Consider the following 26,774-nt stretch of genomic DNA (forward strand, 5'->3'; position numbering starts at 1 on the left):
CAACGTTCGAATCATCTTGGCCCGCTCGCGCAAAAGACAAGATGTAAACACATTTCATCGAATGTAAACAGACCCTAGGCGCGTCACCTACGCAGCATACCTCCGCGCCTCCGGGCGGTTGAACCTTTCGGAACCACGATTATGAACTCTACGATTGCTCGAGCTGATCGAACCTCCTCGCTTTATTGGCACTTCGCGCCGGCCTTGCTGGTGCTTGGCTATCCATGGTATCTGACGAAATTCAACGAGGCGATCACTAGCCACAGCACCGCCGGTGCCTTGTTCGCTATTGCGTTGGTGTACGCAGTGCCCGCGACCGCGTTTGTCAGCCTTTTGTCGCTCGCCCGGCTCGATGTAGTGGGCTGGCAAGCCGTCATTTTTCGGCGTCTTGCGCACCTTATATTTACCTCACCGTCGCTATACGTCATCGTGGGGGTTCTGCTTTACTTAATGAGGATAAACGGGGCAGATGAGAAGGTGTGGCTCGGGTTGTGGGGGACCGTGATCGTCGGAAGTATATTGGCACTCTCCACCGAACGAAGCGATGTCGTTCCGTCGCGCGCACACATGAACACGGGTCGCGTCCGCGTGCTTCACGGCGTGGCATCAGTCGCCATCATCGTTGTGTACCTGTTTCCTCATTTGAGTAACCATGCAGTCGGCATCTTCGGCATCGACGTGCATAAGTCAGTCATGCTAGTGCTGCGCCATGTCTATCGGGCGGGATGGCTCGAGCCTATTTTGATCGGACTCTTTTTCTTCCAAATCGTAAGTGGTTTTGTACTGTTGATTCCGAAGCTCAACGGCAAGCAGGATTTTCTAGGATCGCTGCAGACTGCCACTGGCGCCTATCTTGTCGCTTTCGTTGCCTCACATATTAATTCGGTATTCGTTCTTGCGCGTTACTTCGGAACAGATACCGACTACGCGTGGGCAACTTATCAACCGACTGGCTTGATTCGCGACGCGTGGTCGGAACGCCTCATTCCTCACTATTCACTCGGCGTATTGTTTGTTCTCGCGCATATCGCCTGCGGTCTGCGTACCGTTATGCTAGGTCACGGCGTAAATATCAAAAAAGCAAATCGGATTTGCTGGACCCTCATTGCCGGCGGCTCGATGTGGACTGTGATTATTGTCGCCGGCATGCTAGGGGTTCGCGTTTAGAATATTGGGGGGTCGGCTGGGACTCGTGAATATTTTATCTTCCCAACCAGTGTTTCGTCCTTGAAGGGGACGCCCTTCAGAAGGGTCTCGATGTTCTCTACGCCGCGGATTTTCCTCCATGACTTCTCGGCCGCTTCAATTAGCTTGAACGCTATTGCGAGGAAGGTCGCGCGATAGGCAGTTACGTGTGCGGCTCGTACGATGGCGCACCGTCGTGAACGTCGATTCAATCGGGTTCGCGGACCGCACGTGCTGCCAGTGCTCGACAGGGAAGTCGTGGAACGCGAGCAGTGCGTCTCTATCCTTCGTGAGTTTCTCGACGGCCTTTGGCTACTTGGCCGCGTACGTGTCGACGAACTGATTGAACGAGACGAGGCATCGGCTCTCCTCGCGACATTCCAGATCGCAGCAAGCACCGCCTTGGCCTTGCCGTGCTGAGATCTTGGCATGTCGTTGAGGATGTTGCCGATCTTGTGGAACCAGCAGCGCTGGTGCCGTGTCTGCGGGAACACTGCTGCAAGCGCTGCCCACCCATGTCGCCGGTCGAGACGCTGCGCAGCTACAGCCACGGCAGCGACGATCTCGCGCTCCGGCAGGTATCCGTTGCGCACAACTGCCCGCTGGCCATCGATTGTCTTCACATTCGAATATTGCTCGAGCATCGCCACCAGTTCTGCCTCGATTGCCTGCTGGATGATTCGTCGCGCGCCTTGCTGGATCAGATCGTCCAAGCCGGCAATGCTTTCGATTTGCGCTTCTGCTGTTTGACTGCTGCTCGTTTCCTGCGCATGTTTCGCCATGGTGGTGGGGTTCGATTGAGGAAACGTTACCGCCGCAAGCAACATTCTGCTTCGATCGCCGCCGCCTTCTCCTGCCTGCTCCCTAGACCGCGTACACCAGATTCAACGATAGCCCCCGTAGTGCCAACGCCTGGGACAACACCCCGATGGAGAGCTTCTTCAAGACATTGACGGTCGAGAGAATCTATCAGACCCACTACGAAACGCATGTCCAAGTCCGCCTGGATATCGTCGATTGGATCGAGGGCTATTACAATCGGCAACGCATGCATACCTCGATCGACTGCCTTACCCCCGTCGACTACGAGGTCAGGTTGCTTGCCGCATGAGTTGCTGTACGTGAAAGCGATGCAGGGTCACTCGGCCTCGTTTCTCCGGAACAGTTCCTTCGTGACTGGATCAAGGCTCAGCAGACCAAAGATGCGGTTTTATAACTCAGGACCGTTGGAAGGCGAAGAGCCGAGGGAACCTCATACCCACGAGCACTTGAATTTCAATTTCGACGAGACCACTTCCGTCGTGCCTTGCCGCGGTTGGGGGATGGATTACCTCGTTGCTTTGATCCTTTTTCAGATTTTGTTGAGCAAAGTTAGTCTCGAAATCAGTATCGAGTAGGCCCAAAGTGGAGGCTCCTACCCACCTGATATAAAGAGGCGCAACATGAGCCGTATCGCTATTCCTCCCGTTGAGTCCGCCACCGGCGCCACCGCTGATATCTACGCGCAGGTTAAGAAGATTGCCGGTGGCCGCGTCCCGAACACGTACGCCGCGTTGGGCTACCTCATACCGGAGTCTTTGGCTTCAGTGCTCAACGCCCAAGGCACATTGGCCTCCGGCAGCCTGAGCCACCAAGAACTCCAGACCATCAAGCTGTTGGTCAGCGCGAAGACAGGTTGCGACGTTTGCGTGGCCGCTCACAGCTTCGTGGGCAAGATGGTGGGCCTGCCAGTCGATGCCTTGCTCGCCATTCGCACGGGACAAGCCACGGGTGACGCCAAGCGCGATGCCCTGGTGCGCTTCGTGTCCCACCTGCAAACCACCAGTGGCACGATCAGCCAAGACGAGTTCATCGCCATCCGTGCGGCCGGCTATACCGACACCCAATTGGCCGAGATCTCGCTGACCATCGCACTCGCCATCTTCACCAATACGTTCAATCGTATCAACGGTACCGACGTCGACTTTCCGCCCGTAGAGTAAGCCGCCTTGCCGGGCGAGCGTGGCATCACACATCCAGGTTTCGCTCGACGGCTCATAGATGTAACGCGTGCCAAGCGTAGGTCGTCGGGGCATAGGCTGGCCCCCGCGATAACCGGACATGGGGTATCCATGAGCCTCGCCCTTGTTGGCTACCGGCCACTGCCCTCCGAAGCACTCGGCCTGCATGCGCGCGATCTGTACGAACGCCGCCATGCAGCGGCATCCGTGCCGCGCGTGGCCGTGGCCGGCGAAGGATGGCAGCCGGAAGTCAACCGGTGCCATGAGAACGTTGAGGAATGGTGCGCCGCACACCTCGAATATCAGATCGTCCGGGGCTGGCTCTACTTTTCGCTGCCATGCGTCGCGCATTTGCGCACCATAATCGAACTGCAGATAGATCCGATCAAGCGGCTCGTTACGCTCGTGATTCAGGCATCGATGCACGACGCATTCCGGAATACCTAGCGACTGCATCATCGTTGCGCACGTGCGACGCAGGTCATGGCATTTCCACTGACCACCCGAGACAATAAGCGTATCCGTTGCTGTCGTGCGACCTTCGGTCGATACACCCTTCCCGCGTTGCCGGTCACGGATCGCCTTGCACGTTGTATGGATAGTAACGTGCGGAATCGTGCCCTGTTGCGACGGAAATACGTATTCGCGACGCACGTCGCCCTCGGGCAATCCAGCGCGCACAATCTGCTGTGCCGCAAACTGCGCAAGGACGAAATCGCAAAGATGAATCGTAACCGCCGCGCTTGACTTCGTGCATTCCTTTGGAATCCTCCACGTCCGTTCCTCGAAGTCAAGATCAGCCCATCGAGTCACGAGTGTTTCACCGACACGCGTTCCGCAAGCAAGCATCACCCATACCGCTGACTCAATGGAGCGCGGAAGCCGTGCAGCCGGCATAAGTTCACCGAGCGCGCGATGGCATTCATTGTCGCGTACCGGGTCGTAGTCACCTGCAACGACATCCTCTTTTGCGAGCGCGAGCACATCACAATCGATCAGCAAGCGTGTCCACGGCTGGTTGCGCTCGCCCCATCGGATCATTTGCTGGACGTTCCCCAACACCTCAACTGCGCGCCGGTTGTATCCCGCGTCGGAAATCGCGGTAAGCAGCGGCAGAATGTTCGATGCAAACACGCCTGCAATCTTGTGTGTACGGAGAGCCGGCAGCACATGTTTTTCCATCGCACCTCGAAACATCCTACCGCCATCCTTTCGGCCTTTCTTACCGCGCTTCTTGTTGACGGTCGCGAACCACGCATCGAACAAATCGCCGAACGTGAGCTCCGCAGTCACCTCTTTTTCAACCTTGGCCTGTCGTTCACGCTTCTTCGCTTCGAGATAGTCCACACCGTCGCGCGCCTGTGAACGAATCGTCGCTGCGGCTGCGCGTGCATCCTCTAGCGACAACCGTTCATCGGTCATGGTGCGCCCCCACGCCTTGCCGAGCGGCTTGTCGCGTTGCTTGCCATGGAAGCCGACGCGAACAAGCCAGGTTTTCGAGCCATCCGGGCCGACGCACAGGAACAGCCCGCGTCCATCCGACAGGAAATACAGCTTCCCGTTCGCCTTTGCGGCTTCGATTTGTCCAGCCGTCAGAGCACCCATGATCGCCCTCCCTTGATATCGCCATCAGGTCGGCCCGTGCCCATCTAGAGCCCACCCCACATCGCGAACACTTAAAAAAACACTAAAAAGTTGCGGCTCGTGGAGGATTTCCGCGAAAGCTGGCGGATCATCAATCCCCCGCAAACCCTTGTCAGACGAGGCTTGGATGGATTCCAGCGGACCACACCGGATCACCCGGAAAACATCACGAAACCTTTAACTTTCCGTGAGGACTTCGACACCGGCCGCGGCCTACTCTGTGCGCATGTTTTCAGGACCTGCTTCCAGGAGCCCGCCATGCCCACCCGCAGACATCTGCTGTTCGCCGGCGCCACCGGCCTCGCCGCGCTCGCGGCGCTGTCGTCGACCGGCCGCCGCGCGCTGGTCGGCCGCGCATTCGCCGCGCCGCCCGCCGCACCCATGGCCGCCCCGTTCGAGATCACCCGCAGCGACGCCGACTGGCGCCGCCGCCTCACGCCCGCGCAATACACGGTGCTGCGCGACGCCGGCACCGAGCCGCCGTACAGCAGCCCGCTGAACGACGAGCACCGCCGCGGCACGTTCGCATGCGCCGGCTGCGACCTCGCGCTGTTCTCGTCGAGCACCAAGTTCGACAGCCACACCGGCTGGCCGAGCTTCTGGAAGCCGCTCGACCACGCGGTCGCGACCGAGGCCGATGCGTCGTACGGGATGGCGCGCATCGAAGTGCACTGCCGCCGCTGCGGCGGCCATCTCGGCCACGTGTTCGACGACGGCCCGCCGCCGACCGGCCTGCGCTACTGCATGAACGGACTCGCGCTCGCCTTCCACCCGGCCGCCGCCTGACGGGCCGCCGCCTTCCTGAACGACCGGAGACTGCCCCATGCTGCTCATCGTCCTTGCCTATCTCGGCGGCGTGCTCACGATCCTGAGCCCGTGCATCCTGCCCGTGCTGCCGTTCGTGTTCGCGCGCGCCGACCAGCCGTTCGTGCGTACCGGCCTGCCGTTGCTGATCGGCATGGCGCTCACGTTCGCCGTCGTCGCGACGCTCGCCGCCGTCGGCGGCGGCTGGGTCGCGCAGGCCAACCAGGCCGGCCGCTGGCTCGCCATCGTGCTGCTCGCGGTATTCGGCCTGACGCTGCTGCTGCCGCGCTTCGCCGAACACCTGACGCGCCCGCTCGTCGCGGCCGGCAACCGGCTCACCGGCTTCGCGCAGCGCGACGGCCGCCCGGCCGGCCCGGTGTCGTCGCTGCTGCTCGGCGTCGCGACCGGCCTGCTGTGGGCGCCGTGCGCGGGTCCGATCCTCGGGCTCGTGCTGACCGGTGCCGCGCTGCGCGGCGCGAGCGTGGGCACGACGCTGCTGCTGGTCGCGTATGCGGCCGGCGCGGCGACGTCGCTCGGCGTCGCGCTCGTGATCGGCGGCAAGGTGTTCGCCGCGATGAAGCGCTCGCTTGGCGCCGGCGAATGGATCCGGCGCGGGATCGGCGCGGCGCTGCTGGCCGGCGTCGGCGCGATCGCGCTCGGCCTCGATACGGGGGCGCTCGCACAGCTGTCGACCGTCACGACGGGCGGCCTCGAGACGAAGCTCGTCGACCGGCTCGGTGGGCGCTCACCTGGCGCGCCGGCGGCGATGTCCGCGACGGGCAATATCGCCGGCAGCAACAGTGCCGCGGCAGGCGGCGCGATGATGGCCGCGACGTCCGATGGCGCGGATGGCGCGCCGGCGGCCGGCAGCGCGATGATGCGCGCCGTCGGCACGACGCCCGCGCGGCAAACGCCGGCCGCACTGCCCGTCGAAGGCACGCTGCCGTCGCTCGACGGCGCCGTGCAGTGGCTGAACTCGCCGCCGCTGACCGCGGCCGGCCTGCGCGGCAAGGTCGTGCTCGTCGATTTCTGGACGTACTCGTGCATCAACTGCCTGCGCACGCTGCCGTACACGACCGCCTGGGCGCACAAGTACGCGCCGTACGGGCTCGTCGTGATCGGCGTGCACGCACCGGAATTCGCGTTCGAGCGCGACGTCGGCAACGTGAAGAAGGCCGTGCACGACCTGGGCATCGACTACCCGGTCGCGATCGACAACGGCTATGCGATCTGGCGCGCATTCGGCAACGAATACTGGCCCGCGCACTACTTCGTCGACGCGCAAGGGCGGATCCGCCACCACCACTTCGGCGAAGGCGAATACGCGCAGTCGGAACGCGCGATCCAGTCGCTGCTCGCCGAAGCCGGCCACCCGGAAGCGCTGAACGTGCCGCTCGGGCTCGCCGGCGCGCCCGCGAAAGGCGCGCTCGCGGCGGCGGACAGCGCGGACGTCCGCTCGCCCGAAACCTATGTCGGCTATGCGCGCGCGGACGATTTCACGTCGCCCGGCGGCATGGTGCGCGACGCGGCACACCGCTACGACGCGCCCGCGCATCCCGACCTGAACGACTGGGGTTTCGTCGGCACGTGGCAAGTCGGCGCCGAGCGCGCGACGCTCGCCGCGCCGGCCGGCAGGATCGTCTACCGCTTCCATGCGCGCGACCTGCACCTCGTGCTCGGCCCGGGCGCGAACGGCAAGCCGGTGCGCTTTCGCGTGACGCTCGACGGTGCCGCGCCCGGTGCGGCACACGGCGCGGACATCGATGCGCAGGGTTACGGCACCGTCACCGGCCAACGCCTGTACCAGCTCGTCCGGCAACCGGGCGCGATCGCCGACCGCACGTTCTCGATCGAGTTTCTCGATCCCGGTGTCGATGCCTATGCGTTCACGTTTGGTTGAACGCGGACGCAGTGGCGGACACCGTCACGCGCGCCGCCGCCCGACCACCGTCTTCCGTCCCGCATTCAGAAGGAGCAAATCATGATCTCGACCTCCCCTCCCGATTCCGCACCGCGGCGGCGGGCGGCCATGCTGCGCCGCATCGGCGCGATCGCCATCGCGGCCGCCGCCGTGTTCGGCTATCAACGCGTCGTCAGTTCCGCTGAACCGATGCGCACCGTGCCCGCGCCGACGCTCGACGAAACCCCGGGCGCGTCCCACGAGGAAACGGCCGTGCTTGCCGGCGGCTGCTTCTGGGGCGTGCAGGGCGTGTTCGAGCACGTGAAGGGCGTGAAGCAGGTCACGGCCGGCTACGCGGGCGGCGCATCCGAAACCGCGCACTACACGCTGGTCGGCACCGGGCTGACGGGCCATGCGGAATCGGTGCGCATCGTCTACGACCCGACACAGGTCACCTACGGCCGGCTGCTGCAGGTGTTCTTCTCGGTCGTGCACGACCCGACCGAACTCAACCGTCAGGGGCCCGACGAAGGGACGCAATACCGGTCCGCGATCTTCCCGATCACCGCGCAGCAACGCGCCGTCGCGACCGCATACATCGCGCAGCTCGGCACCGCGCACACGTTCCCGGCGGCCGTCGTCACGCGCGTCGAGCCGTACAAGGGCTTCTATCCGGCGGAGACGTATCACCAGAACTACCTCGAACTGCATCCCGACGCACCATACATCGCGTACAACGATCTGCCGAAGGTCGCCGGTCTGAAGCAGCGCTTCCCGGCGCTGTATCGCGCCGACGCGGTACTGTGGCGCGACGCCGGCCTGTGACGGACCGCCGGCCGGGCGGCGGCCGGCGTGTGCCATGACCCGGCCGGCCCGCGCCGCCGGCCGCGTTTGCGCTGCATCAACGAAACGCATGCCGCCCCGACCGGGCAAACCCGGATCGGGTCAGCTTCGCGGGCCAACTTCGCGTAGACTTCTCCAGAACAAATCCCCGCCGCGACACGCGGCGCCCGGAACGCTCCAGCCAGGAGGCGTCACGCATGCGCGCAGTGCCTTTGTCTGACAGCAGTGCCCTCGAAGAACCGTCCGGCGGCGCGGTCGTGCGCGACCTGCGCCGCGTGCCCATCCATCCCGATCACTGGTATCCGCTCGCGTGGTCGCGCGAACTCAAGCGCGGCAAGACGCTCGGCGTGCGCTTCGCCGGCGATCCGATCGTGCTCGTGCGCACCGAATCCGGCGCCGTGTATGCGCTCGAGGATCGTTGCGCGCACCGCCAGGTGCCGCTGCATGCGGGCGTCGTGAGCGGCGAAACGCTGCGCTGCTGCTACCACGGCTGGACCTACGCGTGCGACAGCGGCCGCTGCGTCGACGTGCCCTACCTCGGCCGCGAGCGCCTGCCCAACGGCGTGCGCGCGTATCCGTGCCGCGAGGCCCACGGGCTGATCTTCGTCTTCCCCGGCGACGCGACGCTCGCCGACGAACGCCCGTTCCCCGCGCTCGAATCGGCGGACGACCGTGCCTTCAAGACACGCCGTTTCGGCCGCGAGGTCAAGTGCCACTACTCGTTCATGCACGAGAACCTGATGGACATGAACCATCAGTTCCTGCATCGCAAACAGATGGGGCAGATGCGCGCGCGCAGCATCGGCCGCCGGCGCGGCGACGACTGGGTCGAGGTCGACTATACGTTCGCGCGGATGGAAGGCAAGCAGCCGGTCGGCGAGGCGCTCGTGTTCGGCGCCAGCAAGAAGCCGACCGATCAGGCCGACAAGAGCGTGATGACGGTCCGTACGGGCTACCCGTACCAGACGCTGCAGATCCGCTCGAGCGAAGGCACGCTCGTGATGGACCTGTGGATCGTCTACGTGCCGCTCGACGCGGAACAGCGCACCAACCGCACGTTCGGAGTACTGTCGATCCACAGGCCGGGCATTCCGTTCGCGCTCGATCTCGCGTGGCCGCTGCTCGTCTGGTTCACCGAGCGGATCTTCCGCGAGGATCGCTGGATCGTGGAGCGCGAACAGGAAGCGCACGACCGGCAGGGCGCCGACTGGAACCACGAGGTGTTTCCGGTCATCAACGAACTGCGCGACCTGCTGCGTCAGTGCGGCGCGCGCACCGTGATCCCGATCCGCGACGTGCGCGACGGCGCGTGATGCGTGCGGCGTGCCGCGGCGCGTCGGTTACAGGCTGAACGCACCCGGCAGCAACGCGCGGGCCGTCGTGACCTCGACGGCCCCTTTCAGGTTGGTCAGGATCACCTCGATGTCGGGCCTGCCGATCTCGATGATCACCTGACGGCACGCGCCGCACGGCGCGATCGGGCCGCCCGTGTCGCCGACCACCGCGAGCCGCGTGAAATCCCCCGGACGATAGCCGGCGGCGATCGCCGCGAACATCGCCGTGCGTTCCGCGCAATTGCACAGTCCGTAGGACGCGTTCTCGACGTTGCAGCCGTGAAAAATCGTCCCGTCGCGCGCCTGCAGCGCAGCGCCGACCATGAAGCGCGAATACGGCGCATACGCGCGTTCGCGCGCCGCCTTGGCCTGTTCGATCAGTTCGTCTTGTTCCATCTCGATGGTGCCTCCGGTCGTGTGCCGGGATGCATCGACACGGCGCATCCCGACCGCCACGATACTCCCGTCATGTGAAGCGGCCGCCGATACCCGCACGGTCCGCCGTGCCGGCATCGACGCCCGGTCAGCCGATCTGCTGGTAAAGGGTCGGCGGCGCCTCGCCCGTCTCGCCCAGCACGTAGCTTTGCCGGACCTCGTCCACGGCACGTGCCGCGGCCGCGTCGTCGCGCGCGTGCACGTAGCCGAGCGGCTCACCGGCCTCGACGCGCTGCCCGATCTCCGCGAGTGCCGACAGGCCGACACGGGTGTCGATCGCATCCTCCGCGCGCGTGCGGCCGCCGCCGAGCGCGACGACCGCGAGCCCGAGCGCGCGGCACTCGACACGCTGCACCACGCCGCTCGCGGGCGCCGGAACCGGCACGGTCACGTCCGCCCGCGCAAGATGACGCTGGGGCGCGTCGAGCAGGTCCGCGGGGCCGCCGAGCGCCGCCACCATTCTCGCGAAGCGTTCCGCCGCCGCGCCCGAGTCGAGCGCCTGCCGCAGCAGCGTGCGCGCCTGTGCGACATCGCCCGCCAGCCCGCCGATGACGAGCAACTGCGCCGAAAGCGCCATCGTGACCTCATGCAGGCGCGCCGGACGCGACTTGCCCGTCAGGTAGTCGATCGCACAGGCCACTTCGAGCGCATTGCCCGCGCACGGCGCGAGCGACTGGTTCATGTCGGTCAGGATCGCGGTCGTCTTCATGCCCGCGCCGTTGCCGACGTCGACGATGCTGCGTGCCAGCTCGGCCGATTTCGCGGCAGTCGGCATGAACGCGCCAGAGCCGACCTTGACGTCCATCACGAGCCCGTCGAGCCCGGCCGCGAGCTTCTTCGACAGGATCGACGCGGTGATCATCGCGACCGACTCGCCGGTCGCCGTCACGTCGCGAATCGCATAGATGCGCTTGTCGGCCGGCGCCAGCCGCGCGGTCTGCCCGATGATCGCGACGCCGACGTCGCGCACCGTACGGCGAAACGCGTCCGTGTCCGGTGTCACGTTGTAGCCGGGGATCGCGCTGAGCTTGTCGAGCGTGCCGCCGGTATGGCCGAGCCCGCGCCCCGAGATCATCGGCACATAGCCGCCGCATGCGGCGACCATCGGCCCGAGCATCAGCGACACGACATCGCCGACGCCGCCCGTCGAATGCTTGTCGACCACCGGTCCGCCGAGATCGAGCGCACGCCAGTCGAGCACGTCGCCCGAGTCGCGCTGCGCGATCGTCAGCGCGACACGCTCGTCGATGCTCAGGTCGTTGAAGTACACGGCCATCGCGAACGCCGCCACCTGGCCCTCGGTCACGCTGCCGTCGGTCACGCCGCGCACGAACGCGGCAATCTCGTCGCGATCGAGCGGCTGCCGGTCGCGCTTCCGGCGAATGAATTCCTGCGGTAGAAACATCGTTGCGTCTCCTCGATCGCTCGATGGCCGCTGCGCTCATCAGGTTCGACACGGTCGCGGCCGTCAGCGCACGCAAGCCGTGCCGCGCGACTTCGGAGCGGCGCTCGGGCGCGACCGCGCTGAAGCCGCCCGCGAGAATGGCGATCGACGAGAAGTTCGCGAAACCGCTCAGCGCGAACGACACGATCGCGAGCGTCTTCGGGTCGAGCACCTGCAGGCCGGCCGCCGTCGCGAACCAGGAAGGGTGTCCGGAGGGGACCGGACGCGCGCGGGGCGCGCCGCGCAAACGAACGCGCCCGCGTGACACGCGCGAGTCAGCCGGCGCGCTCGACCGGATGCGGCTCGCGCAGCCGGTTCGCGATGCGCGCGGCCTCGTAGTAGCCGGCCGCGGGCGGCCGCTTCAGATAACGGCCCGCGCCGCGCACCGCGCGCAGCTCGCCGTCGGCCCATGCGAGCGCGCCGCGCGTGAGCGTGTGCGTCGCGACACCCTGCACCGTCATCCCTTCGAACACGTTGAAGTCGACCTGCTGGTGATGGGTCTTCACCGAGATCGTCTTCGTCGCGGCCGGATCCCATACGACCAGATCGGCATCGGCGCCGACCTGCACCGCCCCCTTGCGCGGATACAGGTTGAAGATCTGCGCGGCGTTCGTCGACGTGATCCGCACGAATTCATTCGGTGTGATGCGGCCTTGATTCACACCGTGATGCCACAGCACCGACATGCGGTCCTCGACGCCGCCGCAGCCGTTCGGGATCTTCGTGAAGTCCTCGCGGCCCATCGCCTTCTGCGACGCGCAGAACACGCAGTGATCGGTCGCCGTCGTATGCAGCTGCCCCGCCTGCAGCCCGCGCCACAGCGCTTCGCGATGCTCGGCCGAGCGGAACGGCGGGCTCATCACGTGCGCGGCCGCCCGCGTCCAGTCCGGGTCGCGATACACCGCCTCGTCGATCACCAGGTGGCCCGGCAGCACCTCGCCGAACACGCGCAGCCCTTCGCTGCGCGCGCGCGTGATCGCATCGACCGCGTCCTTCGACGACACGTGCACGATATACACGGGCACGCCGAGCACCTGCGCGATGCGGATCGCGCGGTTCGCGGCCTCGCCCTCGACCTCGGGCGGGCGCGACAGCGGATGCGCCTCCGGCCCCGTCATCCCGCGCGCGAGCAGCGCCTGCTGCAGCCGGAACACGAGCTCGCCGTTCTCCGCGTGCACGGTCGGCAGCGCGCCGAGTTCGAGCGAACGCGAGAAGCTGTTCACGAGGACCTCGTCGTCCGCCATGATCGCGTTCTTGTACGCCATGAAGTGCTTGAAGCTCGACACGCCGTGCTCGCGCACGAGCGTGCCCATGTCGCGGTGCACCGATTCGTCCCACCACGTGACGGCCACATGGAAGCCGTAGTCGGCGGCCGCCTTCTCGGCCCAGCCGCGCCATTCGCCGAACGCGTCCATCAGCGGCTGCTTCGGGCTCGGGATCACGAAGTCGATGATGCTCGTCGTGCCGCCCGACAGCCCGGCGGCCGTGCCCGAATAGAAATCGTCGCTCGCCGTCGTGCCCATGAACGGCAGTTCCATGTGCGTATGCGGATCGATGCCGCCCGGCATCACGTACTGGTCGTGCGCATCGACCACCGTCGCGCCGGCCGGCGCGTCGATCGTCTCCGCGATCTGCAGGATCGTGCCGCCGTCCTGCGGGTCCGCACACAGTATGTCCGCGCGATAGGTGCGGTCCGCATCGATCACGGTGCCGCCGCGAATCAGGATTGCCATGTCGTTGCCTCCTCGTTGACTGTCGGGTGCCGCATGCGTTCGCGCATCACGCGTTCGCGATCTGCGCGCGCTGTCCGGCGCGCCACTTCATCCAGCTGCCGTACACGCCGGACGCCAGCACGAGGCCGACGAACCACGCATACGTGTAAAGCGTGTTGAAGAACGCCGGCACGTTCGGAAACGACGCCGGGAATGCGGTATGCAGGAAGCCGGGCAGGTTCGGCAGCACGCCGATCGCGAGCGCGGCCAGCGCGGCCGGATTCCAGCCGCGTGCGTAGCTGAAGTCGCCGCGCTCGTCGAACAGCGCGCGCGTATCGAGCCGCGTGCCGCGAATCAGGAAGTAGTCGACCATCAGGATGCCCGCGACCGGCCCGAGCAGCGCCGAATAGCCGACGAGCCAGGTGAAGATATAGCCGTCCGTCGTCGCGAGGATCTTCCACGGCATCATCATGATCGCGAGCGTCGCGGTGATCAGCCCGCCCGTGCGATACGAGATCGCCTTCGGCCACAGGCTCGAGAAATCGTAAGCAGGGCCGACGAGGTTCGCCGCGAGGTTGCAGCACATCGTGTCGAGCGTGAGGATCACCAGCGCGATGCCGACGCCGATGCCGGTCATCCGGCTCGTCAGGTCGATCGGATCCCAGATCGCGTTGCCGTAGATCACGACGGTGGCCGACGTCACGACGACCGACACCACCGACAGCAGCGCCATCGGCAGCGGCAGCCCGATCGACTGCCCGATCACCTGGTCGCGCTGCGAATGCGCGAAGCGCGTGAAGTCGGGGATGTTCAGCGCGAGCGTCGCCCAGAAGCCGACCATCGCGGTCAGCCCCGGCCAGAACGTCGCCCAGAAGAGTCCCGCCTTCTTGCCGCCCGCGACGAACTGCGACGGCGCCGACAGCATCGTGCCGAAGCCGCCCGCCTGCGACGTCGCCCACCACACGAGCGCGATGCACATCACGACCTTGATCGGCGCCGACCAGCTCTCGAGCCAGCGGATCGAATCGGTGCCGTGCAGGATGAAGTACAGCTGCAGCGCCCAGAACACCAGGAAGCACGCGAGCTGCCCGAACGAGATGCCGACGAGCGGCAGCGCGGCGCCGTGCAGCGCGTTGCCGGTCAGGATGTTCAGCAGCGTGTAGATCGCGCTGCCGCCGAGCCAGGTCTGGATGCCGTACCAGCCGCACGCGACGATCGCGCGCAACAATGCAGGCAGCTTCGCGCCCTGCGTGCCGAACGACGCGCGCACGAGCACCGCGTACGGAATCCCGTGCTTCGCGCCCGCATGACCGATCAGCAGCATCGGCACGAGCACGATCAGGTTGCCGAGCAACACCGTCAGCACCGCCTGCCACGGCGACATGCCTTCCTGGATCAGCCCGGCCGCGAGCATGTACGACGCGATGTTCATCACCATCCCGACCCACAGCGCCGCGAAGTGGTACCACCGCCACGTGCGCTGCGCCGCCGTCGTCGGCGCGAGATCGTCGTTGTACAGGCTGCCGGCCGGCGCCGCGGCGCTGTCGGGATCGGCGGGAATCGCTGCTGGTTTCATTGAACGCGCTCCACGTAAACGTCAGCGCCGGCATCGTGCGATGCCGGCCGATCAGGATTAAAAGGCGACGCGGCCCGTACCGCGCCGCCGGCCGCCGGTCAGGCTGCCTTCGCGTGCTTCGCGGGCTCCGCCGGGCTCGCCCCCGCGTCGGCACGCACCGGGTTGTTCGGATGCGTGGTCCAGTTCGCGTAGTCGCCCGCGTCGACCCGCTCCATCGTGATGCATTGCTCGACCGGACACACATGCATGCAAAGATTGCACCCGACGCACTCCGCGTCCACCACCTCGAAATGCCGCACGCCGTCCTTCTCGGCGGTGATCGCCTGGTGCGACGTGTCCTCGCACGCGATATGGCACAGCCCGCACTGGATGCAGCGGTCCTGGTCGATGCGCGCCTTGATGTCGTACTTCAGGTTCAGGTATTTCCAGTCGGTGACGTTCGGCACCGCGCGGCCGCGTATGTCGTCGAGCGTCGCGTAGCCCTTCTCGTCCATCCAGTTCGACAGCCCGTCGGCGAGATCCGACACGATCCGGAATCCGTAATGCATCGCGGCGGTGCACACCTGCACGCTGCCGGCGCCGAGCACCATGAACTCGGCCGCGTCGCGCCACGACGAAATGCCGCCGATGCCGGAGATCGGCAGGTTCGGCGTTTCCGGGTCGCGCGCGATCTCCGCGACCATGTTCAGCGCGATCGGCTTGACCGCCGGGCCGCAATAGCCGCCGTGCGTGCCCTTGCCGTCGACGGTCGGCATCGGCGCCATCTGGTCGAGGTCGACCGCGACGATCGAGTTGATCGTGTTGATCAGCGACACGCCGTCCGCGCCGCCCTTGTAGGCGGCACGCGATCCCATCCGGATGTCGCTGATGTTCGGCGTGAGCTTCACGAGGCACGGCAGCTTCGTGCCTTCCTTGACCCAGCGCGTGACCATCTCGACATATTCCGGCACCTGCCCGACGGCCGCGCCCATCCCGCGCTCGCTCATCCCGTGCGGACAGCCGAAGTTCAGCTCGACCGCATCTGCGCCCGTATCCTCGACGAGCGGCAGGATCCATTTCCAGTCACGCTCGTTGCACGGCACCATCAGCGACACGATCAGCGCGCGGTCGGGCCAGTCGCGCTTCACCTGCGCGATCTCTCTCAGGTTCACGTCGAGCGGCCGGTCGGTGATCAGTTCGATGTTGTTCAGCCCGGCGATCCGCTGGCCGTTCCACTGCACGGCGCCGTAGCGCGAACTGACGTTGACGACGTGCGGATCGAGCCCGAGCGTCTTCCAGACGACACCGCCCCAGCCCGCCTCGAACGCGCGATTGACGTTGTACGCCTTGTCGGTCGGTGGTGCGGAAGCCAGCCAGAAGGGATTCGGCGAAGTGATGCCTGCAATGGTGCAGCGAAGGTCGGCCATGTTCGGCTCCGTGAAGATGGGGCGTATATCGTGATCCGCGTGATCCGCGTGACGTACGTGATGCGCGCAATGCGCGCGATACCGTTGCGTATGCCGCGTTCAGGCGGCCTTGGCGCCGCGCTGCGCGAGCGCCGCGTCGATCGCGGCGGCCGCGCGCTTGCCGTCCTGCACGGCCTGCACCGTGAGGTCGATGCCGTCCGTCGCCGCGCAATCGCCGCCGGCCCATACGTCGGGCAACGCGGTGCGTCCGTCCGCATCGACCGCGATGCGTGTCCCGTCCGCCGTCAGCAACGCGGCCGCGACACCGTCCGGCACCAGCGTCTGGCCGATCGCCTTCAGCACCATGTCCGCGTCGACGGTGAAGCGCTCGCCCGACGCGGCCTCGAATTCGACGCCCGTCACGTGCCCGTCCGCGCCCGCGATGCGCACCGGCTTCGCGTGCGTGACGAGCGTGACGCCGCTCTTCTGCGCGAACTCGCGTTCGGCCCAGGTCGCGCTCATCGCATCCACGCCGCGCCGGTACACCATCGTCACGCGATCCGCGCCGAGCTTGCGGCTCTGCACGGACGCGTCGATCGCCGTGTTGCCGCCGCCGATCACGACCACGCGCCGCCCGACCGGCACGTTCTCCAGCCCGTCGGCCTGCCGCACCTGCTCGATGAAGTCGACCGCGTTCATCACGCCGGTCAATTGCTCGCCGTCGATCGCGAGCGTGCGCACGCCGCCCAGGCCCATCGCCAGAAACACCGCGTCATGCCGCTCGCACAGCGCGTCGAGCGTCACGTCGTGGCCGAGCGCGACGCCCGTCTCCAGCGCGATGCCGCCGACCGACAGCAGCCACTCGACTTCGCGCTGCGCGAAATCGTCGACGGTCTTGTACGCGGCGATCCCGTATTCGTTCAAGCCGCCCGCCTTCGGTCGCGCGTCGAACAGCGTGACGCGATGGCCGGCCAGCGCGAGCCGGTGCGCGCAGGCGAGCCCGGCCGGCCCCGCGCCGACCACCGCGACATGCCGGCCCGTATCGGGCGCACGCGTGAAGCGCACCGCGCCGCTCGCCATCGCCCAGTCGGTCGCATGCCGCTGCAGCGCGCCGATCGCGACCGGCTGTGCATCCTGATGATTGCGCACGCACGCGCCTTCGCACAGGATCTCGGTCGGGCACACGCGCGCACACATCCCGCCGAGCGGATTCGCGGACAGGATGTCGGTCGCCGCGCCCTTCAGGTTGCCGTTGCCGATCTTGCGGATGAAGCTCGGGATGTCGATCTGCGTCGGGCAGGCCTGCACGCACGGTGCGTCGTAGCAGTAGTGGCAGCGGCTGGCGGCGGCCGCGGCGGCAGTCGGATCGAGCAGCGGCGCGATATCGGCGAATTCGCACGAGAGTTGCGTGGACGACAGGCGATGCGCGGCGATATCGCCGGTTGGCTTGGTGGTCATACGCTTTCCTTCGACTGGGTGGAGACAAAGCCGTCCCCGCCGGCTGCGAATGCACAGTCGGGGCGGTCCTGCATCAGGCATGCCACGGTCAGGCGATGATCAGCCTGCCGGCTGCGCTATATCCGATCCGTCATGAAGCCGGCTCGCAGGCACGCGACAGCATCGCGTGCAGCAGCACGTTCGCGCCGGCCTCGATCCACGCAGGCGTCGCGTCCTCGATCTCGTTGTGGCTGATGCCGTCGACGCAGGGCACGAACACCATCGACGTCGGCGCGACCTGCGCCAGGTAGCACGCGTCGTGTCCCGCACCCGACACGATGTCGCGATGCGAGTAGCCGAAGCGGTCGGCCGCGCCGCGCACGGCCGCCACGCAGGCCGGATCGAACGCGACGGGCTTGTAGTAGAAAATCTGTTCGAGCGCGGTGTCGAGCCCGATCTCGCCCGCGATGCGCGTGACGCCGTCGCGCAGCGCGGCGTCCATCTTCGCGAGCACGGCGTCGTCCGGATGACGGAAATCGACGGTGAAGAACACGCGGCCCGGAATCACGTTGCGCGAGTTCGGGTGAACCTGCATCATCCCGACCGTCGCGCAGCCGAACGGCGCGTGATCGAGGCCGATCCGGTTCACGAGATCGACCACGCGCGATGCGCCGAGCAGCGCGTCGCGGCGGCGCGGCATCGGCGTCGGCCCTGCGTGCGCCTCCTGGCCGGTGAACGTGATCTCGTACCAGCGCTGCCCCTGCGCGTCCGTCACGACGCCGATCGTCTTGCACTCCGCCTCGAGAATCGGCCCCTGCTCGATATGCAGCTCGAACGCCGCGTGCAGCTTGCGGCCGCCGCACGGCACGTCGCCCGCATAGCCGATGCGCGCGAGTTCCTCACCGATCGTCTTGCCGTCCACGTCCTTGCGCGACAGCCCGTACTCGAGCGGGAACACACCCGCGAACACGCCCGATGCGACCATCGCCGGCGCGAAGCGCGAGCCTTCCTCGTTGGTCCAGATCACGACCTCGACCGGATGCTCGGTCTCGATGCCGTGATCGTTGAGACTGCGAATCACCTCGAGGCCGCCGAGCACGCCGTAGATGCCGTCGAAGCGGCCGCCCGTCGGCTGCGAGTCCGCGTGCGAGCCGGTGACGACCGGCGCCGCGTCGGCCACGCGGCCCGCGCGGCGCATGAACACGTTGCCCATCGTATCGACCGTCACCGTGCAGCCGGCGGCTTTCGCCCAGCCGACGATCAGGTCGCGGCCGGCCTTGTCGAGATCGGTCAGCGCGAGGCGGCAGACGCCGCCCTTCGGCGTCGCGCCGATCTTCGCCGCCTCCATCAGGCTGTCCCACAACCGCCTGCCGTCGACCTTGATCGACGTGTCGAATGCTGCCCGCTTCACTGTTTCCGATACCGCGTCCATACGTATCGCTCCTGTGGGGTCGGTCATCTCGTCATCCCGGTCGACGCCGGTGCACGCATTGCTGCCGTCGGGGCAAACCCGCACCTGCGAGGTGCAGATGCGCATCGTTCGCGTGATTCGTCCGATCGATCGGCGGACTGCCGGCACTGCATTCCGTCGCTCGTCAAATCCTGTCCGATTGGACAGGTTTTAGACGATCAAAATGCCCAGCGCAATGTCTTTCTTGCGTGAATCGATCGAGCGAGAAACGTGCCACCGCATCGCAGCATCGCGCGCGCCGATGTATGCGGGCACGTGCGTTCGATGCGAACCAGCGACTAGAATGAAGCCCAACGCGGCATGCACGCTGCGCGAGGGCAACGATGAGACATGACGAAGCGGCCGCGGACGCCACCGACCACGACGAAACGAGCGGGCCTTTGCGGCGACGCAAGGCGCACATCCGCGAGTCCAACGAAGCGCATCTGCTGGCCTGCGCGGAAGCCGTATTCGCGGAGCGCGGCCTCGACGGCGCGAGCACGGCGATGATCGCCGAACGTGCGGGCCTGCCGAAGGCGAACCTGCATTACTACTTTCCGACGAAGCTTGCGCTGTACCGGCGTGTGCTCGACGACCTGTTCGAAGACTGGCACCGCGCGGCCGGATCGTTCGAGGCCAGCGACGATCCGGTCGAAGCGATCGGCGGCTACGTGCGCGCGAAGATGGATCTGTCGCGACGGCGCCCGCTCGGCTCGAAGGTATGGGCCAACGAGATCATCCACGGTGCCGCACACATGCAGGACATCCTGTCGGAACGCGTGAAGCCCTGGTTCGACACGCGCGTGAAGGTGATCGAAGGCTGGATCGCGCGCGGGCTGCTCGCACCGATCGATGCGGATGCATTGATGTACCTGATCTGGGCGACCACGCAGCACTATGCGGATTTCGATGCGCAGATCCGCGCGCTGAGCGGCAAGCGTGCGTTCACACAGAAGGCGTTCGCCGAGAAGACCGAGCAGGTCGTGCAGCTCGTGATCCGTGCGTGCGGGGCGGTGTCGCCGAAGGCGCGCGCGTAGCGCGCTCGCGCTTTATTGCGAATGCAGAACGGGCGGCGGGCACGATGCCCGCCGCCCGCGTCGCGAGACGGCCTACGTGCCGTCTCGCGCGTGACGCGTCAACGCGTTCGCGTTACGCGACGCGCTCGATCGCGATCGCCGTCGCCTCGCCGCCGCCGATGCACAGCGACGCGACGCCGCGCTTCAGGCCATACGCCTCGAGCGCGGCCAGCAGCGTCACCATCACGCGTGCGCCCGATGCACCGATCGGATGGCCGAGCGCGCACGCGCCGCCGTGCACGTTGACCTTGTCGTGCGGCAGGTCGAGATCGCGCATCGCGGCCATCGCAACCACCGCGAAGGCTTCGTTGATCTCGAACAGGTCGACGTCGCGCAGGTTCCAGCCGGATTTCTCCGACAGCTTGCGGATCGCGCCGATCGGTGCCGTCGCGAACAGTCCCGGCTTGTTCGCGTAGGTCGAATGCCCGACGATCACCGCCTTCGGCGCGAGGCCGAGCCGATCCGCTTCCGAGCGACGCATCATCACGAGCGCGGCCGCACCGTCCGAAATCGACGACGAATTGGCCGCCGTCACCGTGCCGCCTTCGCGGAACGCCGGCTTGAGCGTCGGAATCTTGTCGAGCTTCGCGTTGCCCGGTTGCTCGTCGATCGACACGACGGCTTCCGTCTTGCCGGCCTTCACGGTCACCGGCGCGATCTCCGATACGAAGCGCCCTTCCGCGATCGCGCGTTGCGCGCGCGTCAGCGATGTGATCGCGAACGCATCCTGTTCCTCGCGCGTGAACTGGTAGGCCTGCGCGCAGTCCTCGGCGAACGTGCCCATCAGCCGGCCCTTGTCGTACGCATCCTCGAGCCCGTCGAGGAACATGTGGTCGAGCACCTGGCCATGACCCATGCGCATCCCCGCGCGCGCCTTCGGCAGCAGGTACGGCGCATTCGTCATGCTCTCCATCCCGCCCGCGACCGCCACGTCCGCCGATCCGGCCAGCAGCAGGTCGTGCACGAACATCGCGGCCTTCATCCCGGAGCCGCACATCTTGTTGACCGTGGTCGCGCCCGCGGACAGCGGCAAGCCGGCCTTCAGCGCGGCCTGCCGCGCCGGCGCCTGGCCCTGGCCGGCCGGCAGCACGCAGCCGAACACGATTTCATCGATGCGCTCGGCGGGCACGTTCGCGCGTTCGAGCGCCGCGCGGATCGCCACCGCGCCGAGCTCGCTCGCGCTGGCCGCGGCCAGGTCGCCCTGAAAACCGCCCATCGGCGTGCGCGCCGCGCCGACGATTACGATCGGATCCTGTGTCGTCATGATTGCATTCCTCCAGTGTCAGCGCGGTGCCATGCGCAGCGCGCCATCGAGACGGATGACTTCGCCGTTCAGCATCGTATTCTCGGCGATGTGGCGCACCAGCGCCGCGAATTCGTCGGGGCGGCCGAGCCGCGGCGGGAACGGCACGCTCTTGCCGAGCGCGTCCTGCACGTCCTGCGGCATGCCGGCCATCATCGGCGTCGCGAAGATGCCCGGCGCGATCGTCACCACGCGAATGCCGAATCGCGCGAGTTCGCGCGCGATCGGCAGCGTCATGCCCACCACGCCGCTCTTCGATGCCGCATAGGCTGCCTGCCCGATCTGCCCGTCGAATGCCGCGACCGACGCGGTGTTGACGATCACGCCGCGCTCGCCTTCCGCGTCGGCGTCCTGCTTCGACATCGCGTCGGCCGCGAGGCGGATCATGTTGAACGTGCCGACCAGGTTGATCGATACCGCACGCGCGAAGCGATCGAGCGAATGCGGGCCCTCGCGGCCGACGACCTTCTCGCCCGGCGCGACGCCCGCGCAGTTCACGAGCGCATCGATGCGGCCGAACGCGTCGCGCGCGGCGGCAACGGCGGCCTGCCCGTCGGCTTCGCTCGTCACGTCGGTCTTCACGAAGCGTGCGGCTGTGCCGAGTTCGTGCGCGAGGCTCGCGCCGGCGTCTTCATTGACGTCCAGCAGCATGGCCTTGCCGCCTTCGGCGACCACCATGCGTGCCACTGCGGCGCCGAGGCCCGAACCGGCGCCCGTAATCAGAAAAACGCGATCCTTGATATTCATTCGCAGTCCGTAGTCAGTATTCGATGTTCAGGATTGAGTGACCTTCTCGGCTTCCATCTTGCGCAGCACGAAACGCTGGATCTTGCCGCTCGGGGTTTTCGGCAGCGCGTCGACGAAGTCGATCGCGCGCGGATAGGCGTGGGCCGACAGCCGCCGCTTCACGTGCTGGCTCAGTTCGTCGGCCAGCGCCGGCGTACCTTCGAAGCCTTTCGACAGCACGACGAACGCCTTGACGATCTCCGTGCGTTCCGGGTCCGGCACGCCGATCACCGCGGCCTCGCTGACGGCCGGATGCTCGATCAGCGCGCTTTCCACGTCGAACGGGCCGATCCGGTAGCCGGACGACGTGATCACGTCGTCCGCGCGGCCGATGAAGCTCACGGTGCCGTCCGGTTCGAGCTCGACGTTGTCGCCGGTCCGGTAGTAGCCGCCCGCGATCGCCGGCGTGTCCTGTTGCCAGTAGCCGTGGAACCACAGCAGCGGCGAGCGCGCGATGTCGATCGCGAGGTTGCCGGGCTCGCCGGGGCCGAGTTCGCGACCGGCCTCGTCGAGTACCGCGACGCGATAGCCGGGCATCGCGAGACCGGCCGAACCGGCATGGACGACGTGCGTGAGCCCGTGATGGTTGTTCACGACCATCCCGAGTTCGGTCTGGCCGTAGTGGTCGTAGATCGGCGCGCCGAGTGCCGCGTGGAACCAGCGCACGACTTCCGGATTCAGCGGTTCGCCCGCGCTGCTGACGACCCGCAGCTGCCCTTTCACGCGTGCCGCCGCATCGGTGCCGGCCGCCATCAGCATCCGGTACGCGGTCGGAGAACCGGCGAGGCTCGTGATGCCGAGCCGTTCGATCACGTCATAGGTGCTGTCGACCGTGAAGCCGCCCTCGTACAGCGTCGTGGCATGGCCAAGCAGCAGCGGGCCCGTGATCGCGTAGTAGAGGCCGTATGCCCAGCCCGGATCGGCGATGTTCCAGAAGCGGTCGCCGTCGCGCAGGTCCACCGCGTCGCGCATGTATGCGGCGAATGCGAGCAGTGCGCGCAGCGGCACGGGCACGCCCTTCGGCAAGCCTGTCGTACCCGACGTCGACATCATCATGAACAGGTCGGTGCCCTTGCGCGACACCGGTTCGAATACGTCGGACCGCGCGTCGAGCGCCGCGCGGAAATCGATGTCTTGAGCCGGCAGCGCGTCGCCCGCCTCGCGCACCGTCGCGACCCGCGGGCAATCCGCGATCTCGTCGAGCTTCGCGCGATTCGCGACGTTGGTGACGACCAGACGCGCATCGCTCATGCGCAGCCGGTGTTCGATCGCCTTCGGTCCGAACGCGGTGAAGAGCGGCTGATAGACGGCACCCGCGCGCCACGTGCCGAGGATCGTCGCGACGAGTTCGGGCGTGCGCGGCAACAGGCCGGCCACCACGTCGCCCGGCTTCACGCCCTGCTCGACCAGCAGGTTCGCGACACGCGCCGACAGCGCCCGCATCTGCGCGAACGTGAAGCTGCGGTGCTGGCCGCCGGTATCGATCCAGTCGAGCGCGATCGCGTCCGGGTCCGCCGCCGCATGCCGGTCGCAGCATTCGACGCAGGCGTTCAGGCCCTGCTCCAGGTCGCCGTGCAGATGTGCGGCGGCGGTCTCGATACGAAAGCCGGCCACGGCGTCGGCGTAGGCCGGCACCACCCGGGCGGTTGCTCCATCACGCATGCGTGTCTCCTGTTCGTTATGACCGCCGGCGAACCGGGGTATATCGATGATGGTAGACAGCCGTCACATTGCAATCAATGACAAACAGAATCTAGAATCGTGATCGCTTTTGCCATGTCTGGAGGGCACGAAAAATGGGGCCGCAGATGATCTCGCCGGATTTCGTCGAGGATGCGCTCGAGAGCCTGCGCCGGCGACGGATGCCGACCGAGGTCGTGCTGCGTGCCGCCGGCCTGCCGGCCGCCGTGCGCGAGCCCGTCACGCCGCAGCAATACGGCCGGTTGTGGCTGGCGATCGCCAGCGCGATCGACGACGAATTCTTCGGGCTCGCGGCCCGCCCGATGCGGCGCGGCAGCTTCACGCTGCTGTGCCATGCGGTGCTGCACGCGGGCACGCTCGAGAAGGCGCTGCGACGTGCGCTGCAGTTTCTGCGCGTGGTGCTCGACGAACCGCACGGCGAGCTCGTGGTCGCCGACGGCCAGGCGCAGATCGTCCTCACGCAGGCAGGCGCCCCCTATTCAGCGTTTGCTTACCGGACGTTCTGGCTGATCCTGCTCGGTGTCGCCTGCTGGCTGATCGGCCGGCGCATTCCGCTGCAGCGCATCGATTTCGCGTGCCCGAGCCCCGACCAGCGCAGCGACTACCACCAGTTCTTCGGGGTACCGGTACATTTCGACCGCCCCGACAGCCGGCTCGCCTTCAACGCCGCGTACCTCGCGCTGCCGACGATTCGCTCCGCGCAGGCACTGAAGACCTTCCTGCGCGGCGCGCCCGGCAATCTGCTCGTGCGCTATCGGCACGACACCGGCTGGGTCGCGAAGACGCGTGCGCACCTGAAGGCGCTGCCGGCCGCCGAGTGGCCGGACTTCGACACGCTGGCCGGGGGCCTCGGCACGACCCCCGCGACGCTGCGGCGACGCCTGCGCAGCGAGGGGCAGAGTTTCGCGTCGATCAAGGACGAACTGCGCGCCGCGCTAGCCCAGTCGCTGCTACGCGGACACACGCTCAGCGTCGCGGAAATCGCGGTGGAACTCGGTTTTACCGAGCCCAGCGCGTTTCATCGCGCGTTCCGGAAATGGACGGGGACGAGCCCGGGCGCGTTTCGGCGGGATGTCAATGCGGCGCAGGCGGAACATTGAACGACCACTTGCCCGGAAGCCCGCGCGCTGTGTGTTGTCTGTCGGCATTCGGGCGCTTCCGGCTCAGGCAACGACGCAGCGCGAAACCGGCCGTGCCGGATACCTGCGCGACATTGCGCGTCGCCCTGCGCGACCACATACTGACCGGTCCGTACGAACAAGGCCGCTTCGATGCCGACTGTCGATCAGGGTGCCGCTTCGGTGCTGGGTGTCATCGGATCTGCCGTGTCCCTGCTGGCAGCGATTCCGTACGCGCTCGCGATCTACCGGCGCACCGTTCGTCCGCATCTGTTCACGTGGCTCATCTGGTCGGTCGTCACGGCGATCGCGGCCGCCGGCCAGTTCGTTGCGGGCGCCGGACCGTCTGCATGGTGCACGGCGGCGATCGCGGTCACCTGCTGTCTGACTTTCGTCGCGAGCATATTTCGAGGCGAACGCGGCTGGACGCGCATCGACTGGGTTTTCCTGTGCGCGGCGCTATCGGCGATTCCACTCTGGATGGCGACAGACGACCCGACGATGTCGATCTGTCTGGTCACGCTGATCGAGCTTGCCGGCCTCGGCCCGACCGTACGCAAGACGCTTCGCGATCCATGGAGCGAGAGCCTCACGTATTTCGCGTTGTGCGTGCTCAAGTACGCGCTGGCGCTGCTGGCGCTGCGCGCGTGGACTGTCGCGGTCGCGTTCTATCCTGCGGTCAACATCCTCGCGTCGATCGGCATCTGCTCATTGATGATGGTGCGACGTCAGGCGCTGTCGAAAGCGGAGTAGCCTTCGTCGAGTAGCCGCGATGCCGGAGTGCGCGGACCGTCGCGGTCCTCTGCGATCCGCTTGCCGGTCATGCGTGGAATCCTGCCCCTTCGAACTGATGCGAGGCCCCGATATGGATACAGTTCGTGCAGTCATCGAACCGTATGAAACCGCAATTCGAGCCGCAATGCTTGCCAGCGACGTCGCCGCACTCGACACGTTGCTGGATGACGACCTGGTCTTCAGCGTGCCGAGCGGACAGGTCATTTCGAAGCACGACGATCTGTCCGCTCATCGCGCGAAGCTGCTGAGTCTCAGCACACTCGATATCCAGGAGACGCAGGCAAAAGCGATCGGCGAGATGATCCTCACCACGACGAAGGCGATGCTTGCCGGTCGCTTCGACGGCACCGCATTCAACGGCACGTTCGCCTACACGCGCCTGTGGCGCCGATCGGGCGGCGGCTGGTGCGTCGTTGCAGGACATGCATCGCAGATCGGTTGAACTGCGCAATTCCGGCAATTCGACACACTGCAGGACCCAAAGGCGAGTCGATGCCGACGCATATGGGGCAGGGTGTCGCCCGCGCGCCTGGAGGGAGATTCGGAAGGAAGCGGCCAGGAGAGGGACAGAAGCTTTGTGATCGAAGCGGATCCCAATGCCGTCCCGTTCTATCTGTCGTTCGGGGCCGAAAAAATCGGTGAAAGGGAGTCGAGCGTGCTGCCGGGCAGATGTTTTCCGATCCTGCGGATCGCGATCTGATCGATCGGCCATCCGGACACTTCGCTGCACGCGCGTTTTCCGTCGCCCAAATGCAAAAACCCCCGCCTGTTCGGGCGGGGGTTTCTGGCTTAGGGAGCCTGACGATTACCTACTTTCACACGGGAATCCGCACTATCATCGGCGTA

The 26,774-nt window shown here is 66.4% G+C and carries 20 protein-coding genes and 5 pseudogenes; 12 read left to right on the forward strand and 13 right to left on the reverse strand.

Features of this window, described 5'->3' with window-relative positions; genetic code table 11:
- Window positions 1–141: 141 nt before the first annotated feature.
- Window positions 142–1,167 (forward strand): hypothetical protein, encoded by a 1,026-nt coding sequence (locus tag DIE23_RS37205; RefSeq protein WP_124617681.1) that lies wholly within the window; start codon window positions 142–144, stop codon window positions 1,165–1,167.
- On the opposite strand, the pseudogene DIE23_RS37210 reads toward DIE23_RS37205, so the two are convergent.
- Window positions 1,164–1,697, reverse strand: a pseudogene (locus DIE23_RS37210) (transposase); the annotation flags it as partial. The gene DIE23_RS37205 and the pseudogene DIE23_RS37210 overlap by 4 nt on opposite strands.
- A 380-nt stretch (window positions 1,698–2,077) precedes the next feature.
- On the opposite strand from DIE23_RS37210, the pseudogene DIE23_RS37215 reads away from it, so the two are divergent.
- Together DIE23_RS37215 and DIE23_RS40590 are read left to right on the forward strand one after the other, a co-directional pair.
- Window positions 2,078–2,296 (forward strand): annotated as a pseudogene (locus DIE23_RS37215) (IS3 family transposase); the annotation flags it as partial.
- 331 nt (window positions 2,297–2,627) lie between these two features.
- Window positions 2,628–3,167, forward strand: a complete 540-nt coding sequence (locus DIE23_RS40590; RefSeq protein ID WP_124617720.1) for a carboxymuconolactone decarboxylase family protein — start codon at window positions 2,628–2,630, stop codon at window positions 3,165–3,167.
- A gap of 396 nt (window positions 3,168–3,563) precedes the next feature.
- On the opposite strand, the pseudogene DIE23_RS40595 reads toward DIE23_RS40590, so the two are convergent.
- Window positions 3,564–4,790, reverse strand: a pseudogene (locus DIE23_RS40595) (tyrosine-type recombinase/integrase); the annotation flags it as partial.
- A 297-nt stretch (window positions 4,791–5,087) separates the two neighbouring features.
- On the opposite strand from DIE23_RS40595, the gene msrB reads away from it, so the two are divergent.
- From msrB to DIE23_RS37245, 4 genes are all read left to right on the forward strand, one after another.
- Window positions 5,088–5,615, forward strand: coding sequence for a peptide-methionine (R)-S-oxide reductase MsrB (gene msrB / locus DIE23_RS37230; RefSeq protein ID WP_124617685.1), 528 nt, complete (start codon window positions 5,088–5,090; stop codon window positions 5,613–5,615).
- A 37-nt stretch (window positions 5,616–5,652) separates the two neighbouring features.
- Window positions 5,653–7,533 carry a cytochrome c biogenesis protein DipZ gene (locus DIE23_RS37235; RefSeq protein WP_124617687.1) on the forward strand — a complete coding sequence of 627 codons (1,881 nt, stop codon included), beginning with the start codon at window positions 5,653–5,655 and terminating at the stop codon, window positions 7,531–7,533.
- Window positions 7,534–7,614: 81 nt separating this feature from the next.
- On the forward strand, window positions 7,615–8,358 hold the full coding sequence (gene msrA / locus DIE23_RS37240) for a peptide-methionine (S)-S-oxide reductase MsrA (RefSeq protein ID WP_124617689.1): 744 nt from the start codon (window positions 7,615–7,617) through the stop codon (window positions 8,356–8,358).
- A 215-nt stretch (window positions 8,359–8,573) separates the two neighbouring features.
- The gene (locus DIE23_RS37245) at window positions 8,574–9,689 is read left to right on the forward strand and encodes an aromatic ring-hydroxylating dioxygenase subunit alpha (RefSeq protein ID WP_124617691.1); all 1,116 of its coding nucleotides are present in this window, start codon (window positions 8,574–8,576) and stop codon (window positions 9,687–9,689) included.
- A 27-nt stretch (window positions 9,690–9,716) separates the two neighbouring features.
- On the opposite strand, the gene DIE23_RS37250 is transcribed toward DIE23_RS37245, so the two are convergent.
- The 8 genes and pseudogenes from DIE23_RS37250 to DIE23_RS37285 form a co-directional block, all read right to left on the reverse strand.
- The gene (locus DIE23_RS37250; RefSeq protein ID WP_124617693.1) at window positions 9,717–10,106 is read right to left on the reverse strand and encodes a cytidine deaminase; all 390 of its coding nucleotides are present in this window, start codon (window positions 10,104–10,106) and stop codon (window positions 9,717–9,719) included.
- A 127-nt stretch (window positions 10,107–10,233) separates the two neighbouring features.
- Window positions 10,234–11,550, reverse strand: coding sequence for a thymidine phosphorylase (deoA, locus tag DIE23_RS37255; protein ID WP_124617695.1), 1,317 nt, complete (start codon window positions 11,548–11,550; stop codon window positions 10,234–10,236).
- A 28-nt stretch (window positions 11,551–11,578) separates the two neighbouring features.
- Window positions 11,579–11,779, reverse strand: a pseudogene (locus DIE23_RS37260) (nucleoside transporter C-terminal domain-containing protein); the annotation flags it as partial.
- 85 nt (window positions 11,780–11,864) lie between these two features.
- Window positions 11,865–13,322 (reverse strand): dihydropyrimidinase, encoded by a 1,458-nt coding sequence (gene hydA / locus DIE23_RS37265; protein ID WP_124617697.1) that lies wholly within the window; start codon window positions 13,320–13,322, stop codon window positions 11,865–11,867.
- Between the two features lie 46 nt (window positions 13,323–13,368).
- Window positions 13,369–14,877 carry an NCS1 family nucleobase:cation symporter-1 gene (locus tag DIE23_RS37270; protein WP_124617699.1) on the reverse strand — a complete coding sequence of 503 codons (1,509 nt, stop codon included), beginning with the start codon at window positions 14,875–14,877 and terminating at the stop codon, window positions 13,369–13,371.
- A gap of 98 nt (window positions 14,878–14,975) precedes the next feature.
- Window positions 14,976–16,283, reverse strand: coding sequence for an NAD-dependent dihydropyrimidine dehydrogenase subunit PreA (preA, locus tag DIE23_RS37275; protein ID WP_124617701.1), 1,308 nt, complete (start codon window positions 16,281–16,283; stop codon window positions 14,976–14,978).
- A gap of 99 nt (window positions 16,284–16,382) precedes the next feature.
- On the reverse strand, window positions 16,383–17,720 hold the full coding sequence (locus tag DIE23_RS37280) for an NAD(P)-dependent oxidoreductase (protein WP_124617703.1): 1,338 nt from the start codon (window positions 17,718–17,720) through the stop codon (window positions 16,383–16,385).
- A gap of 130 nt (window positions 17,721–17,850) precedes the next feature.
- Window positions 17,851–19,131: a Zn-dependent hydrolase gene (locus DIE23_RS37285; RefSeq protein WP_124617705.1), complete on the reverse strand. Its 1,281-nt coding sequence runs from the start codon at window positions 19,129–19,131 to the stop codon at window positions 17,851–17,853.
- A 362-nt stretch (window positions 19,132–19,493) separates the two neighbouring features.
- On the opposite strand from DIE23_RS37285, the gene DIE23_RS37295 reads away from it, so the two are divergent.
- Window positions 19,494–20,186 carry a TetR/AcrR family transcriptional regulator gene (locus DIE23_RS37295; RefSeq protein WP_124617707.1) on the forward strand — a complete coding sequence of 231 codons (693 nt, stop codon included), beginning with the start codon at window positions 19,494–19,496 and terminating at the stop codon, window positions 20,184–20,186.
- A 112-nt stretch (window positions 20,187–20,298) separates the two neighbouring features.
- On the opposite strand, the gene DIE23_RS37300 is transcribed toward DIE23_RS37295, so the two are convergent.
- Genes DIE23_RS37300 through DIE23_RS37310 form a run of 3 tightly spaced genes read right to left on the reverse strand, consistent with a single transcriptional unit; the run spans window position 20,299 to window position 23,976 of the window.
- Window positions 20,299–21,489, reverse strand: coding sequence for an acetyl-CoA C-acetyltransferase (locus DIE23_RS37300; RefSeq protein WP_124617709.1), 1,191 nt, complete (start codon window positions 21,487–21,489; stop codon window positions 20,299–20,301).
- An 18-nt stretch (window positions 21,490–21,507) separates the two neighbouring features.
- Entirely contained in the window at window positions 21,508–22,275 is a 768-nt protein-coding gene (locus DIE23_RS37305; protein ID WP_124617710.1) for a 3-hydroxyacyl-CoA dehydrogenase, read from the reverse strand.
- A gap of 27 nt (window positions 22,276–22,302) precedes the next feature.
- On the reverse strand, window positions 22,303–23,976 hold the full coding sequence (locus DIE23_RS37310) for an acyl-CoA synthetase (protein ID WP_124617712.1): 1,674 nt from the start codon (window positions 23,974–23,976) through the stop codon (window positions 22,303–22,305).
- A 134-nt stretch (window positions 23,977–24,110) separates the two neighbouring features.
- On the opposite strand from DIE23_RS37310, the gene DIE23_RS37320 reads away from it, so the two are divergent.
- The 4 genes and pseudogenes from DIE23_RS37320 to DIE23_RS40600 all read left to right on the forward strand — a co-directional run.
- Complete coding sequence (locus DIE23_RS37320) at window positions 24,111–25,115, forward strand: AraC family transcriptional regulator (protein ID WP_124617714.1); 1,005 nt, start codon at window positions 24,111–24,113, stop codon at window positions 25,113–25,115.
- A gap of 171 nt (window positions 25,116–25,286) precedes the next feature.
- Window positions 25,287–25,886: a hypothetical protein gene (locus tag DIE23_RS37325; protein ID WP_124617716.1), complete on the forward strand. Its 600-nt coding sequence runs from the start codon at window positions 25,287–25,289 to the stop codon at window positions 25,884–25,886.
- 112 nt (window positions 25,887–25,998) lie between these two features.
- A complete protein-coding gene (locus DIE23_RS37330; protein WP_124617718.1) occupies window positions 25,999–26,370 on the forward strand; it encodes a nuclear transport factor 2 family protein in 372 nt (123 codons plus the stop codon).
- Window positions 26,371–26,423: 53 nt separating this feature from the next.
- Window positions 26,424–26,628, forward strand: a pseudogene (locus DIE23_RS40600) (GNAT family N-acetyltransferase); the annotation flags it as partial.
- Window positions 26,629–26,774 lie beyond the last annotated feature (146 nt).

This window comes from Burkholderia sp. Bp9143 (assembly GCF_003853645.1).
Taxonomy (GTDB): domain Bacteria; phylum Pseudomonadota; class Gammaproteobacteria; order Burkholderiales; family Burkholderiaceae; genus Burkholderia.

What these genes read in the sequence shown, in the direction of transcription:
- DIE23_RS37330 (WP_124617718.1), top strand. Translation starts at nt 25,999, where the DNA reads ATGGATACAGTTCGTGCAGTCATCGAACCGTATGAAACCGCAATTCGA.
- DIE23_RS37270 (WP_124617699.1), bottom strand. Translation starts at nt 14,877, where the DNA reads ATGAAACCAGCAGCGATTCCCGCCGATCCCGACAGCGCCGCGGCGCCG.
- DIE23_RS37245 (WP_124617691.1), top strand. Translation starts at nt 8,574, where the DNA reads ATGCGCGCAGTGCCTTTGTCTGACAGCAGTGCCCTCGAAGAACCGTCC.
- DIE23_RS40590 (WP_124617720.1), top strand. Translation starts at nt 2,628, where the DNA reads ATGAGCCGTATCGCTATTCCTCCCGTTGAGTCCGCCACCGGCGCCACC.
- msrA (WP_124617689.1), top strand. Translation starts at nt 7,615, where the DNA reads ATGATCTCGACCTCCCCTCCCGATTCCGCACCGCGGCGGCGGGCGGCC.
- DIE23_RS37295 (WP_124617707.1), top strand. Translation starts at nt 19,494, where the DNA reads ATGAGACATGACGAAGCGGCCGCGGACGCCACCGACCACGACGAAACG.
- DIE23_RS37280 (WP_124617703.1), bottom strand. Translation starts at nt 17,720, where the DNA reads ATGACCACCAAGCCAACCGGCGATATCGCCGCGCATCGCCTGTCGTCC.
- DIE23_RS37250 (WP_124617693.1), bottom strand. Translation starts at nt 10,106, where the DNA reads ATGGAACAAGACGAACTGATCGAACAGGCCAAGGCGGCGCGCGAACGC.
- DIE23_RS37320 (WP_124617714.1), top strand. Translation starts at nt 24,111, where the DNA reads ATGGGGCCGCAGATGATCTCGCCGGATTTCGTCGAGGATGCGCTCGAG.
- DIE23_RS37285 (WP_124617705.1), bottom strand. Translation starts at nt 19,131, where the DNA reads ATGGACGCGGTATCGGAAACAGTGAAGCGGGCAGCATTCGACACGTCG.
- DIE23_RS37300 (WP_124617709.1), bottom strand. Translation starts at nt 21,489, where the DNA reads ATGACGACACAGGATCCGATCGTAATCGTCGGCGCGGCGCGCACGCCG.
- DIE23_RS37325 (WP_124617716.1), top strand. Translation starts at nt 25,287, where the DNA reads ATGCCGACTGTCGATCAGGGTGCCGCTTCGGTGCTGGGTGTCATCGGA.
- preA (WP_124617701.1), bottom strand. Translation starts at nt 16,283, where the DNA reads ATGGCCGACCTTCGCTGCACCATTGCAGGCATCACTTCGCCGAATCCC.
- DIE23_RS37205 (WP_124617681.1), top strand. Translation starts at nt 142, where the DNA reads ATGAACTCTACGATTGCTCGAGCTGATCGAACCTCCTCGCTTTATTGG.
- DIE23_RS37310 (WP_124617712.1), bottom strand. Translation starts at nt 23,976, where the DNA reads ATGCGTGATGGAGCAACCGCCCGGGTGGTGCCGGCCTACGCCGACGCC.
- msrB (WP_124617685.1), top strand. Translation starts at nt 5,088, where the DNA reads ATGCCCACCCGCAGACATCTGCTGTTCGCCGGCGCCACCGGCCTCGCC.
- DIE23_RS37305 (WP_124617710.1), bottom strand. Translation starts at nt 22,275, where the DNA reads ATGAATATCAAGGATCGCGTTTTTCTGATTACGGGCGCCGGTTCGGGC.
- hydA (WP_124617697.1), bottom strand. Translation starts at nt 13,322, where the DNA reads ATGGCAATCCTGATTCGCGGCGGCACCGTGATCGATGCGGACCGCACC.
- DIE23_RS37235 (WP_124617687.1), top strand. Translation starts at nt 5,653, where the DNA reads ATGCTGCTCATCGTCCTTGCCTATCTCGGCGGCGTGCTCACGATCCTG.
- deoA (WP_124617695.1), bottom strand. Translation starts at nt 11,550, where the DNA reads ATGTTTCTACCGCAGGAATTCATTCGCCGGAAGCGCGACCGGCAGCCG.